Source organism: Verrucomicrobiia bacterium (assembly GCA_035574275.1).
GTDB lineage: Bacteria > Zixibacteria > MSB-5A5 > DSPP01 > DSPP01 > DSPP01.
Genome location: DATLYY010000022.1, coordinates 60,845 through 73,810, shown reverse-complemented (window position 1 = coordinate 73,810; position 12,966 = coordinate 60,845). Strand labels below are relative to the sequence as shown.

9 protein-coding genes and 1 tRNA gene are annotated in these 12,966 nt (G+C 53.4%); all 10 read right to left on the bottom strand.

The features are described from left to right. Positions 1–26: 26 nt before the first annotated feature. The gene (locus VNL73_03975) at positions 27–1,634 is read right to left on the bottom strand and encodes an amidohydrolase (GenBank protein ID HXF48571.1); all 1,608 of its coding nucleotides are present in this window, start codon (positions 1,632–1,634) and stop codon (positions 27–29) included. Beyond that, positions 1,631–3,490: a selenocysteine-specific translation elongation factor gene (gene selB, locus VNL73_03970; protein HXF48570.1), complete on the bottom strand. Its 1,860-nt coding sequence runs from the start codon at positions 3,488–3,490 to the stop codon at positions 1,631–1,633. The genes VNL73_03975 and selB overlap by 4 nt, the downstream gene beginning before the upstream one ends. Further along, on the bottom strand, positions 3,490–4,842 hold the full coding sequence (gene selA / locus VNL73_03965; protein HXF48569.1) for an L-seryl-tRNA(Sec) selenium transferase: 1,353 nt from the start codon (positions 4,840–4,842) through the stop codon (positions 3,490–3,492). The genes selB and selA overlap by 1 nt, the downstream gene beginning before the upstream one ends. Before the next feature lie 5 nt (positions 4,843–4,847). Continuing rightward, positions 4,848–4,941: transfer RNA gene (locus tag VNL73_03960), tRNA-Sec, on the bottom strand. A gap of 72 nt (positions 4,942–5,013) precedes the next feature. After that, a complete protein-coding gene (gene bshB1 / locus VNL73_03955) occupies positions 5,014–5,730 on the bottom strand; it encodes a bacillithiol biosynthesis deacetylase BshB1 (protein ID HXF48568.1) in 717 nt (238 codons plus the stop codon). Between the two features lie 35 nt (positions 5,731–5,765). After that, positions 5,766–6,884, bottom strand: a complete 1,119-nt coding sequence (gene bshA, locus VNL73_03950; GenBank protein HXF48567.1) for an N-acetyl-alpha-D-glucosaminyl L-malate synthase BshA — start codon at positions 6,882–6,884, stop codon at positions 5,766–5,768. Continuing rightward, entirely contained in the window at positions 6,881–8,500 is a 1,620-nt protein-coding gene (bshC, locus tag VNL73_03945) for a bacillithiol biosynthesis cysteine-adding enzyme BshC (protein ID HXF48566.1), read from the bottom strand. The genes bshA and bshC overlap by 4 nt, the downstream gene beginning before the upstream one ends. Positions 8,501–8,551: 51 nt before the next feature. Beyond that, positions 8,552–9,049 carry a peroxiredoxin family protein gene (locus VNL73_03940; GenBank protein ID HXF48565.1) on the bottom strand — a complete coding sequence of 166 codons (498 nt, stop codon included), beginning with the start codon at positions 9,047–9,049 and terminating at the stop codon, positions 8,552–8,554. Between the two features lie 45 nt (positions 9,050–9,094). Then, the gene (locus tag VNL73_03935; protein ID HXF48564.1) at positions 9,095–10,102 is read right to left on the bottom strand and encodes a lysylphosphatidylglycerol synthase transmembrane domain-containing protein; all 1,008 of its coding nucleotides are present in this window, start codon (positions 10,100–10,102) and stop codon (positions 9,095–9,097) included. Positions 10,103–10,246: 144 nt separating this feature from the next. Further along, complete coding sequence (locus VNL73_03930) at positions 10,247–12,472, bottom strand: TonB-dependent receptor (GenBank protein ID HXF48563.1); 2,226 nt, start codon at positions 12,470–12,472, stop codon at positions 10,247–10,249. Positions 12,473–12,966: the final 494 nt, after the last annotated feature.

Genomic DNA, 12,966 nt, shown 5'->3' with positions numbered 1-12,966 from the left:
TAAGCTAACACCCCCCTTCGGCTTTGTCAATTCCGCCCCAGCCCGCCACTCTTTTGAGTGTACACGACCTCTCCTTCGATGACGGTGGCCAAAACTTCCAAGGAAGACAACCGTTCGGGCAACATTTTAAAGGGATCTTCTGAAAGGAGTATGAAATCGGCCAGCTTTCCGGGCGTCAATGTTCCCCGCTTCTGCCCATCTTCCGAAAGAATGGCAGGGTTAACGGTGTAGGCCCTAAACGCATCGCCAACCGTAACGGACTGGGAAGGATACCAACTCTCCTTTTCTACCGGTTTTTTTCGGCAAACTGCGGAGTAGATTCCAGCCAGCGGTTCCAAAGGCTCAACCGGGGCATCCGAGCCGAATGCAACCAAAGCGCCGGCCTTCAAAAGGGAGCGCCAAGGGTAAGCGCTCCGGCAGCGGCTACCCCAATGCTGGTCGGCAATATACCGATCAGACGGGGCGTGGCTCGGCTGCATCGAAGCCGTCACTTTGTACTTCCTGAATTTGGGCACGTCTTCGTTTCGGATGAGTTGAACATGTTCGATTCGCTGCTTCAAACGGCCGTCGTGCAATGGAAGCGCCTTGCCAAAGGCCTCCAGCGCGTAAAACACCGCCTTGTCCCCGATAGCGTGAACGGCGCAGGCCAGATTGGCTTTCGCCGCCTTGGTCAATTGACTTTCCAGATGAAACAGCGACGACACCTCGATTCCTGTGCTGGAAGTACCCTCATACGGCTCAAACATTAAAGCAGTTTGAGAACCTAAGGCGCCGTCCACAAAGATTTTCACGCCGCCGACTTTGAAAAAGTCGTTGCCGAAACCGGACTGGAGACCAAGTTCAATTGCCCAGTCCAGCCGTTTTTCCGGGATATACATTAATATGCGCAGTCGAAGTTTCTCCTCACGGGTCAACCGCTCCAGAAGGGCAAACGACTTTTCAAACCCGGGATCGGGCAAGGCGTGAATGCCGGTTACCCCTTGTTTCCAGGCCTCTTTTTGACCGGCAAGCACAACTTTTTCCATATCCGGTTTCTTTTGGTTTTTTTCGAGATATTCGTTTACGATTCGGCAGGCCGTTTCCAAAAGATAGCCGGTCGGCTCGCCCGTTCCGGGGTAGCGGACAATTTTTCCCCCCGGTGGGTCTGGATTTGACGAACCAATTCCTACGGCTGAAAGGGCCACCGAATTGAGCCAAAGGGTGTGGACATCCTTGCTGGCAAGCACAATAGGCCGAGTCGGACATACAGCGTCCAGAATTTTCTTGTCCGGCAATTCACCCGCAGGCCAAAGGTTCTTGTTAAAATTGCTTCCAAACAGCCACTCCTTTTCGGCAAGCCGTTTGGCAAAGGTAGACACTTTTTTTTGAACCTCTGCCGTCGAGCGGGCATTTTCCAAATCCAGCCGGGAGCGGGTTTCCGCCCAGTACACAAAGTGGACGTGGCTGTCCACCAAGCCGGGAAGAACGGTCCGGCCTTTGAGATCAAAAACCCGGTCGCCGCGCCGCTTTAGTTTTTTGGCCTCCCGGGAAGTCCCGGCAAAAACAATTTTTCCATCTTCCACCATCAGCGCCTCAATGCGGGGCGTTTTGCTGTCAAGCGTATAAATGGTCCCATTTAGAAAGATGCTGCTCATTCCGCCAGAACCCTTTCATCCCCCATTCGGCGGGTTATGCCGAGCGCATCCAGCTTTTCCAATAACGGAATGACCAGTTTGCGAGAGGAACTCAACGCATCCCGAACCCGCGCCGCGGTGGCTTTCCCTTCACTTTGAATCAGTTTTTTGACCTCTTCGACCAGTTTGTCAAAATCCGACTTGGGAAGGAGAAAATCGGCGGCTACATCCACAATCTGACCGGAATAAACCAGATAATGCAGCACCTCTTTTTCCTCGTCCGTTTGCGAGGTCCCGCCGTTGACCGCCTGATTTTGTTTATCGAACCGCAACTGTTCCAACAGCCTCTCGGCAACCTTTTTTTGCAAATCGGTCAGTGCCGGCTCAAACCCAGCTTCTGCAATGAACGGCCCCTTCTTTTTGTATCCCTCATTGGAAACCACATAATCGCAGACCAAAAATCCCTCTTCTTCGGAAAGGCCCAACAATTTCCCCGCCTCGGCCATCTGCAGACCCGGGCGGCTGGGGAATTTTCTTTGGTACTCGGATATTGCTTTTTTAAGAAGGGTGACTATCGCTTCAATCCGGTCGCTTCGAACCCACCGCTCAGCTAAATTTTCTGATTTCCCTTGTACTTGTAACTGTTCCAAAGCCGAATTCAATTCATGCGAACTGAAAAGCGCTGGTTTCAACATGTCATCTGTAGACAAACAAAAATGTTTTCCCAGTTGATAGCCGATCCAGACCTCCGGCGTTTCGGCCAGTAACGTTTCCAGTTGCGATGTCGATTCTTTTTTGGCTGGGGCCGAAAAAACGGGGTCATACACCCTTCCCCCCCCGAGGGTTATTCCCGGAGAAGGGAGACGGACAATAAAGCGGTCCAAATAGGAGGTGCAGACTCCTGCCTTGAATCGAAAAGCCGCCCAATCTTCAACACCGGGCGCAAGCTCCTTTTTGTCAAAAAGCGATACGTACCCCAAAACTTCCTGCGTCCCCAAAATGAAAAGATATTGCTGGTTATCCTTCAGCCCGAAGTGTGGGGAGGACAGAATTTTCACCCGTGCGGCCAGCCGCGTGGTGAGAACGCCGTCCCCCGGGCGAACCAAAACGTTGCCACGAGTAAGTTCCACTTTTTCCACGTCCGCCAAATTCAAAGCCAGCCGGCTTCCTGGAGCACCCGCTTCAACCTCTTTTTTATGGGTCTGCAGGGAGCGGATGCGCAACGGTTTACGGAAAGGAAGAACCTCCACTTTCTCCCCTTTTTTGAAACTTCCCCCGGTGAGGGTGCCGGTAACAACCGTCCCTTTTCCGGTGAGTGTAAAAACTCGGTCTATAAAAAGCCTCGGCCGGCCTTTGTCCTGCCGGGCGGAAATTGAGCGTAAGAGTGTGGCGATTTCGGCTTTCAATTCCGGAATCCCAACGCCTTGCGACGCAACCGCTCGGATAATTGGGGCTTCAGCCAGAAAAGTTCCCGACAGTTTGGCGCGTAAATCCTGTTCCACCATTTCCACCCAATCAGCGGAAGCGATGTCGGTTTTTGTCAGGACAATGATTCCTGCAGATACCCCTAAAAGCTCCAGAATTTCCAGATGCTCCTGCGACTGGGGCATCCAACCGTCATCGGCAGCCACCACGAACAAAACGGCATCAATACCCCCCACGCCGGCAATCATGTTCTTGACGAAACGCTCGTGGCCGGGGACGTCCACGATGCCGACTTCGCTGCCGTCCGGCAGCGCCATCCAGGCAAATCCCAAATCGATGGTCATTCCGCGGGCCTTTTCTTCCGGCAGCCGGTCCGGGTCGATGCCGGAAAGAGCCGTCACCAAAGTCGATTTGCCGTGGTCCACATGCCCGGCGGTGCCAATGACGAACATTAGAGTAAGGTTTTTAGGACAGAAACCAAAACTTCGTCCTCTTCGGGAAAGACCGCTCGAAGGTCGACAATAAAGCGGTCTTTGACAATCTTTCCAATCACTGGCGGACTGGCCAAGCGTAGTTTTTCTTCCCAGACATTGGCCGGGTATATTTCAGGCAAAGCTAAACCCCACGAGGGCAACAGCTCCTCCGGCAAGGCCCCTCCGCCTGCCTGGCTGTCAGTCATGACCACCGCCATTCCCTGCTTTTGAAACGGCTTTGCAATTTTCTCGGCCCGCGCTTTCAGTTGCTCAAATGGCATTGAGAGCAGCCGATAAGCCGGGAGTTCGCCGGTTTCCTTTTGATTCAAGCAATACTTTAATGCTTCTCCTAAAAGCAAAAGATATAGTTTGTCCGCGCGCAGGGCCCGAAAGAGGGGAGATTTCTTCAGCCGTTCCACAACCTCTTTCTTGCCGACGGCGATTCCGGCCTGCGGGCCGGCCAAAAGCTTGTCGCCGGAAAAAGTTACCAAGTCGCAATCCCCCTCAATGGCGGAAGAAACCAACGGCTCGCGCGGAAGCCCAAACCGTTCGGTCGGAACAAAAGCGCCGGAGCCCAAATCCTCAACCAGCAAAACTCCCCTTGAACGGGCCAAAGCCGCCAGTTCCGCGGCCGAAACTGATTCCACAAAGCCGACCTGTTTGAAATTTGAAGTGTGAACTTTCAATATCAAGGCGGTTTTGTCGTTGATGGCTTTCTCGTAATCGGCAAACACCGTTCGGTTCGTGGTTCCGACTTCTCTCAAAACGGCGCCGGACATCTCCAGTATTTCCGGAATTTTGAACCCCCCGCCGATTTGCACCAGTTCCCCGCGGGAAATCACCACTTCCCTGCCTTTGGCCAAAACCGAAAGCGCCAGATACAGCGCGGCAGCATTGTTGTTTACCACCAAAACCGCTCCTGCGCCTGAAATTAAGCGGAAGAGTTCCTCAACGAACGCTCCCCGCCCGCCCCGTTCGCCGGTTTTCAAGTCATATTCCAAGTTTACATAACCCGACAAAAGCTCACCCGCTTTTTCCAATGAATGTTTTGAAAGCGGCGCCCGCCCCAGATTGGTGTGCAAAATAACGCCTGTGCCATTGATTAGCCGGATGAGAAACCGCCGTTCCTTCTCCTTAAGCCGCTGAATTATCGCTTCTATGAGTTCCGATTCTTCGAAACTGCTCCCAGTCCGAACCCTTTCACGGAAATCCGCCACAACGTTTCGAACCGTCTCCACTACGAGCGGGCGGGACAACGCTTCAATAAACGGAACAATTTCAGAGCGTTCGGCGAGTTTTTCGATGCTGGGTAAAACCGAAAGTTTGGTCATAAATTTGGCGGAAGGGGTGGGAATCGAACCCACCGCGCCGGCTTGGCCTGCACCAGCGGATTTGAAGTCCGCGAGGACCACCAGATCCCATCCGCTTCCAATGGGAATATAGCTTTTTGAAATGGCTTTAGAAACCCGGTTGGAAGCGCCGGAAAGTGTTTGGATCCGGCGCTAAATCGATTTGACTGTGAGCTTCATCGGGTCGGCCACTTCGGCGATTTCCTTGGTGTAGAACGCCTCCCCGTACGGCTTTCCGATTCGGTATCCCAAAGCCCGGTTCTGCACTTCCATAAACTCGAAGATATTACGGGCGGGAGGAAAAATGTCTTTCGATTCCGGCGTTTCGTCGAATTGCGACCTGTAACAAGCCACCGCCTCTTTCTTCCGTTTGAACTGATCGGTAATGTCCACGATGAAGGAATGGCGGACGTCGTGAAAGGAAGTGGAGTAAATGATTTTGTACGGCCGATGATGTTCTCCGGGTAGGTTGGCCTTCTTCAACCCGGCCAAAAAGGCGGCGTCCCAAGAAAGCCGGGGGCACATCGCATGGTCGGGATGGCGTTGTTCCCAGTACGGCAGTATCAAAAGGTGCGGCTTGAAGCGGCGGATGACTTCCGCCACTCGTAAAACGTTTTCGCGGGTCATCTCCAAACCGGCGTCCGGCATTTTCAAATTTTCCCGGGCGGCAATCCCCATCACCTTGGCGGCCGCCTCCGCTTCCTTTGCCCGGTCGATTTCGGTTCCCTTGGTCCCCATTTCTCCTTGGGTAAAATCAACAATGCCGACTTTGTATCCCATATCCACCAGCTTGATGACCGTCCCGCCGCAGGTTATTTCGATGTCGTCACGGTGGGCCGCCAAAACCAAAACGTCCAGCTTCTTCGCCATTTTTCCCTTTCCGCTCGGTGTTTTCTTGGTTGCTTTCATTGCTGCAAAATCCTTTCGTAATAGGCCTCGTAGCGCGGCAGTATTTTCTCCCAGTCAAACCGCTCCACGGCGACCTGCCGTGCTTTCGTTTTCAAACCTTCTCCCTGGCCGTCGTTTAGAATTTCAATGGCCTTGGCCGCCATCCCCTCCACATCTCCCACTTCAAACAAGAAGCCGGATTCCCCCGGAATAACAACTTCCGGTAGACCGCCGACCCGCGTGGCAAGGACCGGAACTCCGGAGGCCATCGCCTCCAAGGCCGCCAGTCCGAACCCCTCCTGCTCGCTGGGCAAGAGGAATAAATCACCGAGGCACAAAAGATTCTCCACGTATTCCTGCTGCCCCAAAAAATCTACCCGCTTTTCGAGCTTGTACTGCTCGACCATCTGCTGAGCCCGGGCGGCTTCCGGCCCGTCCCCGATGAGCAGCAAGCGGGACGGCACTTTGGCCTGAATGCGGCGAAAAACCTCCACTACGTCCGGAATCCGTTTGACCGGCCGGAAATTGGAAATATGAATGACTATTTTTTCATTGGGAGATGCAAAATGTTCGCGCTTGCAAGTTGGATTAGTTGGGCTGAAACGGTTTATGTCCACAAAATTGGGAATCACCTCAATAGGCTTGGTAATGACGAACTGCTCCTTGGTTTTGCGGGCCAAAAAGTTGGAAATGGCGGTGATGCCGTCCGAGGACATAATCGAAAACCGGGTGACATCGAAAAAGGAGGGATTCAATCCCACCAGGGTTATGTCCGTGCCGTGCAGGGTGGTGATAACTTTGGGCAGGGCCGTACCCAAAATCTGCTTGGCCAAGAAAGCGGAGGTAGCGTGTGGGATGGCATAGTGAGCATGCACGATATCCAGTTTCCATTTTTCAGCCACGGAGGCGATTTTAGCCGCCAGCGTTAAGGTATAAGGTGGATGCTGGAAAAGCGGGTAGTTGGTGACTTCGACCTCATGATAGAATAGGTTCTCATAATAGCGGGCAAGACGGAAAGGGCGAGCATAGCTCAAAAAGTGGACTTCGTGCCCCCGCCCGGCCAACCCGATTCCAAGCTCGCTGGCCACGGCGCCGGAGCCGCCCGGCACGGGATAGCAGACGATTCCGATTTTCACAAGGTCACCACCTGATGGTCAAAATTCTCAAAATTGACCTGGCTTTTAATCTTTGGCAAAATGTCAAACCCGTATTTGACCAGAAAATACGTGGCGTTGACCACCCGCTCCTGCAATACTCCTTCAGGGAACAAAAGCTCCTTGGTACGGTAGATTTGCTCCCGCAACACTTCATTCTTCTTCTTGGCCGCCGCGATCCCTTTTTTCTCCAGATTTTGAATCTCTAAGTCAAATTTTGCTTTGACTTGTTCCACGGTTTTTTCGAGCGTCCGGTCGATGCCGACAAGGTCGGCTTTCAGCCGTTCCACCGCTTCCCGGACTGTCTGGCGAACCGCCGCGGAAACCGCTTCAAGCACCTTCCCTTCATTTCCCCGAACCAAACGGCCCAATAGTACTTCTGCATCGTCAGCAAAATCTAAAACAGAGAGACTGTGCTTCTTCAACACATTCGTGACTTTGCTTTCCAGCAAAGTCACGCTCTTCCTCGGCCAAAGAACAGGAAATGGCAGCTTGTGTAAATCAAAAAGCTGCCCAATCTGAGCGAAATAAGCCACCTCGGAAGGCCCCAAAACCGCGGCGACGACCGGAAAAAGATGGCTCTGCAGCACAGGTCGGAGCAAAACATTGGGGGAAAAATCTCCGGGCAAGCGATGGATTTTTTCCTGCAATTCTGCGGCTGAAAAGCGCCGGCCGGATTCTGTGACGAAGCCCTCATTGAACTTGCGGACGGTTTCGCGTTTTTCGGGCTGATAAAACAGGTTCAAGAGTTCCTCCGTCTTATGCACCTGAACGTGGTAATTGGAGGCCTGCAATTGTTTATTTACAGCTGCCACTTTGGCCTGTGAGGTTCCGTCCAACCCAAGTTCAGTTGCAAAAAAATCCGCCGCCAGCTCCTTCAACCGGGAATCGTTAGGGTTCACCCAGATCAGTCCTGAATCTCCCAAAAGTTGGTTCATCCAAAAAGCGAACGCTTCTGGAAAGCTCCGGCCGGCACGGTAGGCGGTTGACAGCTTATCAAAAGTATCTTTCTTGAAATCGGTAGGGTTAAAGGCGTCACCCCACGCGTTCAAGGTTAAACCTATCGATTCGTCAAACCGCACCCGCCCCATTGGCAACCCTTGGGGCGGATTCGGGGGTGCATATTCAAGTTTGACCAACCGGTTGGTATTATCCACAACACAAGTGCAGTTCACTTCGGCAAAATCGTGGTCATCCCCCGCCATCCAGAAAAATGGAACGACCGGTCGCCCCAGCTCCCGCTCCAGCTTTTCCGCCAGATACAGAACCGTCCAGGCCTTGTAGAGCGTGAAAATCGGCCCCCCGAAAAGCCCCCCCTGCTGACCGCCAAACACCGCCAGCGAGTCCGACTTTTCAAACCGCTTTAAGTTAGCAAAAGTATTTGGACCGCCGCCAAATGTCCGGTTCTGCTCTGTCAGGACGGCGGCCGCCTCTTTTCGGTTGTAACGGCCAGCGAGCACCTGTTCCGCTACGGCGGAAAAACTTTTCCCATCCCGAAAATCCCGCCCCAGAAAGGGTTCTACCTTCTTGAAATTGTAAAGAAAATCGGCGAAAAGCCGGGTGGTGGCGGGAAGTCTCTGGAAGGATATTTCAGTCACAATGTGAACCCTTTTCCATAATGGCCGACAGTTGCAGTTCGCGAGGGAATGTTAAAACTCGCCATATCTTTCCAGCTCATTTAAGAGAATGTCCAAATCGGGACGATCCTTCTCCTCCAGCACCACCTGTTTGAAACGAATAACCCCTTCTCGGTCAACAACCAAAAATGTTGGATAAGGCGCCGGGCGCTCGCTTCTGGAGTTTAAAAGCCCGTACCGTCGGACAGTCGCCAAATCGGCATCCACTAAAAGTGGAAACGTCAATCCCACCCGCTCGGCAAGACGCTTGGTCAGCGTCTTCGATTCGGGAGACACGGCCGCGAATTGTCCTTTCCTTTTTTCGAACTCCGGAAGGATCCGCTGGGCTCTCTTCAACGTGTATACACAAGGTGCCGACCAGCCACCGCCGTAGAAATAAAGAACGACCGGCCCTTTTTTGATTTCATAAATCAATTTGAACCGACCACCCTGCACATTTTCCAAATCAAATGCCGGCGCAAAAAAACCGGGTTGTACCAGATTCACGAAGTTCGGCATTCCAACGGTCATTTTCTCTTCTCCAACGGTATTAACCAATTGTTGTTCCCCTTTCTTTTAAAATACGGCTTCTTTGGGCGCTTGTTTCTCCAATTCCTGAACGGTCACATGTTCGCGAACCATAAAATAACCGCCAAAAAGCACAGCGGGCAAGATATCAAAAAAATGCAGAACGATGCCAAAGGAAAGCGCCTCCTCTTTGGAGATTCCGAACAAGCCCAACGAAAAAAGGGTTGCCAGTTGAAAAATCCCGACGTTCCCCGGCGTGATTGGAATCATAACCGCCACCGTGTTGATGATCATCACCAAAACCGCCGCATGTGGGGGCAGCGCGTAGCCGAAGGCAAAATTGAGACAGTAAATGACACCCGCCTGACAGGTCCAGGATGCGAGCGAAAAAAACACCACCAACCCAAAATGCCGCACGCTCCGCAGGCTCGACAACCCGGCCGTGAAAGAGGAGAACAAGCGCCCCAGTTTCGACCGCATCTTTCCCGGCAACCGGGCCGCGAGCTTCTCCGGCAGGCCGAAAAACCACCTCCTGTGCAACAAGGAAAGATAAAACAGGGAGAAGAAAAGAACCACCGCGCCGAATACGATGGATTCAATGCGCACGAACGACTCAGGAAAACGGAAAATGAAGGAGACGGCGTACATAAAGATAATCAGCGAAAAGGCGTCAAACAAAACCTCCAGAAGCATCGTCGAAAAGGCAAAGGTTTTCGGCACCCTGACCCGGCGGGCCAAAAGCCAGAGCCGGATGGCCACCCCAGCCAGAAGGGGTAAAAGAAAATTAGCGAGAACGCCTATTGTGTAAATCGAAAATACCCGCTGAAATTTCACAGGCTGGTGGGCCGCAATGATGGCCCGCCAGCGGGCCGCGCGAAAAACCGGAATCATTAATTCGAACCCCAGAACCAAAAGCAGATATTCGGGCTTGAGCCCTTTCACCGTCTCCCAAACCCTCGGCAGGTGAATGTCGCGCAAAACGATGACAAGAACGATCAGGGCAACCGGAACGCCCCAAAATTTCCGATAGCCCCAAATCTTTTTCCGCAAGGTCATCGGCCGCAAATTAGCGGGAAACAACCGGCCCAGCAAGCCGGGTTCAGCCCGGCCACATCAGGGAAGCGCCCGGCCGCCGCTCCCGAGGAGGGGGGTAATGGCGACAAGCGCACGGCCGGGCACTCCCGTTGTTTAAGTCATCGCCTATGGGACCAGCGTGAACGGAACAGAAAGTTTCAATGAAAAATTCCAGCCCGGATTCAAGGCGTAATTTTTATACCGGCTCAAATGATCGCGGTAGGCCTTGTCCAAGAGGTTTTCAACCGCCAAATCCAAATGTGCCCGCCGCGAACCGAGCGGAATTTCTGCCCCGGCACCGGCGTCGAACAGGGCATATCCTTTCGACGGCGTCTCGTTCGGTTCCACTCGTTCTTGTTTGGCGACCACTTTTGAACCGAGCGAGATGTAAAGGTTGGAAAGCCCTCTCCAAGAGGGCTGGATGAAACGAGCTCCCAGCTTCAGACGGTGAGCCGGGATGAACGGCAGTGGGTCGTCAGTGCGGTCGTTGGTGCCGCGCACAAAATCGGCGCCCGCAGAAAGTACCAGCCAGTCGGTGACCTGTCCTTTGAGCAAGAGCTCGGCCCCCAGAAAGGTGGCGTCGGACTGCCGGTATTGAAAAATCTCAAGACTCTCCACCGGGTGAATCACTCCCGTAGGGCTGGGAAAGATAAAGCCGGTGATGCGGTTGCGGAACACGGTCGCCTCCGCCTGCAGCCGGGCCGTGGCGTAACGCAGGGAGAAATCGACGTTGAACGACTCTTCCGGCTCGATGGTGCTGTCCCCCACTTCAAAACGCACCGTCCCTTCATGCACCCCGTTGGCAAAAAGCTCGAAAGCGGTGGGGGAGCGCCAACCGCGGCCGATACTGGCGGCAAAAGCAAGCGGTTCGGCCATATGCCATACCGCTCCAGCGGTTCCGGTGACCGCGTCGTAATCGCGGCTTTGCTTCAAAACCCCCAAATCCGGGTTGGAGTCCACGTCCATGCTTCGGGTATCCACGCGCACACCCGCCGAGATGGTTACGTCCTTGAAGCGCGCCTCCTCATAGACAAATCCGGCCAGATTCAAGCTGGTAAATTCAGGAATCAAGGGCTCGTTCGATAGGTTGTTATCCTGATTCATCAATGAAAAACCGACCGTGCCGAAAACCTTCCCCAAGGGTTGGTGATGGGCGCGGATTTCAAGATTGATCGTATTCAGCACCAGATTCAAACCGGTATCGGCAGCGGATTCATCTTCGAACTCCGTGCGGTGATTGCGCTGCCAGCCGCCGTTTATCTCAAGGCGCACTTTTTCCATTGGGAAATTGCTGTGCAGATGCACCTTGTCATGACGAATTCGCTGAAAGGGAGTAGCCGTCGGATCTTCGGCCGGGTCCTCGTGAATTTCCAGCTCCTGGCCAAAATGCGAATAATCGACGGCCAAGCTGCCCCAATCCCCCTCCGTTCCCAAAGCCCCGCTCCCGTTTATTTCCCGCTCCCCGCTGTTGAAGAGCTTCCCTGTCGGGGTGGAAATATCCCGCCCGTCCCGGAGGCTGAAATTCCCCCGATACCCCAAAACTCCGCTGGCCCCGTAAAGGGCCAGGGCGCATGCCTCTTGCCGATTGTTGGAAAAGCCGTTCAGGAGCACCTCGCCGGCCAGCGGGGGGGCGCCTTCGTCGGCGCAGGGCACTTCCGGCTTGATGATATTGACCACCCCCCCCAGCGCATCCGAACCGTACAAAACGCTGTTGGGGCCGCGCACTACCTCGATTTTCTCCACGTCCAACGCATCGATTTCCGGGCCATGCTCGTCCCCCCACTGCTGCCCTTCCTGCCGCACACCGTCCGATACCACCAAGACCCGCTGCGAGGTCAACCCGCGAATGACCGGCTTGGCGATTCCGGCGCCGGTGGAAAAGGTCGCGACTCCCGGACTGTTTTCGATCGTCTGCATAACAGTTTCACCACGGCTCCGCTCCAGCTCCCTGCCGCTCACCACGGAGACAGACAAAGGGGAACTTAAAACATCGGTAGGTTGAGGGGTGGCCGTAACCGTAAGTGGAGGCAACTCCAGAGGGCTTATATCCAGTTGAATCGAAAGAATGGTGTCCCCTTTCGCCAGATTGACCTGCCGGGTTTCGGTCTTATATCCAAGACGCGAAAGTTCAACCGTAAAGACGCCGGCGGGAACTTGGTTAAAAAGAAACCGCCCGGTTGAATCGGTGAAAGCGATCCGGTGCAAAGCCGGAACGGCTACCCGCACGTCTGCCAGGGCGGCTTGATTTTCATCCAAAACCTGCCCGGAAAGCTGGGCCGAAAAAACGTTTGAGGCCCCGCCTGCCGTAAAAAGAATGACAAGCGCCCAAAACCAGAATTTTCGTAAGAACATTTTTGACTCCTTTCCCGATAACTCCGTTTTTCCTTCAAAAACAAACCCATTCCCCGGCCAAACTGACCGGGGCATGCACAATACTAAGGGTGAAAAAAACGGAAAGATTAGGAAATGGTCGGCGGGGCCCGGCCGGAGGAAACTAAAAAGAATCGGGAAGCTAATTTGCGCGCGGGTATGACAAGTGTGTATCCAAGAACAACCAGAAACGGGAGAAACAAAAAAACTGGAAGAACGAAACCGCTTCCGGAAAAATGAAGACAAAAGGAACAGTGATCCCGGTGGCTATGGTCAAGGGACTCCATAATCAAAGGGTGCAGAAAAACCAGAATTAAAAAGACAACCCACCCGAAGAATATTCGTCTCGAAGTATGCGGCATGAACTTTTCCATCCGTCCTTTGTTACGCAGATAATAGAAAAAAGGTTGCTGTTGGGCAACCGCCCAAATGCGAAAGTTTAAAAAAAACATCCAAAATGACTAAAGTAATTTCCC

Coding starts and splice junctions, on each gene's coding strand:
- VNL73_03935 (HXF48564.1), bottom strand. CDS start 10,102: ATGACCTTGCGGAAAAAGATTTGGGGCTATCGGAAATTTTGGGGCGTT.
- selB (HXF48570.1), bottom strand. CDS start 3,490: ATGTTCGTCATTGGCACCGCCGGGCATGTGGACCACGGCAAATCGACT.
- VNL73_03940 (HXF48565.1), bottom strand. CDS start 9,049: ATGACCGTTGGAATGCCGAACTTCGTGAATCTGGTACAACCCGGTTTT.
- VNL73_03930 (HXF48563.1), bottom strand. CDS start 12,472: ATGTTCTTACGAAAATTCTGGTTTTGGGCGCTTGTCATTCTTTTTACG.
- selA (HXF48569.1), bottom strand. CDS start 4,842: ATGACCAAACTTTCGGTTTTACCCAGCATCGAAAAACTCGCCGAACGC.
- VNL73_03975 (HXF48571.1), bottom strand. CDS start 1,634: ATGAGCAGCATCTTTCTAAATGGGACCATTTATACGCTTGACAGCAAA.
- bshB1 (HXF48568.1), bottom strand. CDS start 5,730: ATGGCGAAGAAGCTGGACGTTTTGGTTTTGGCGGCCCACCGTGACGAC.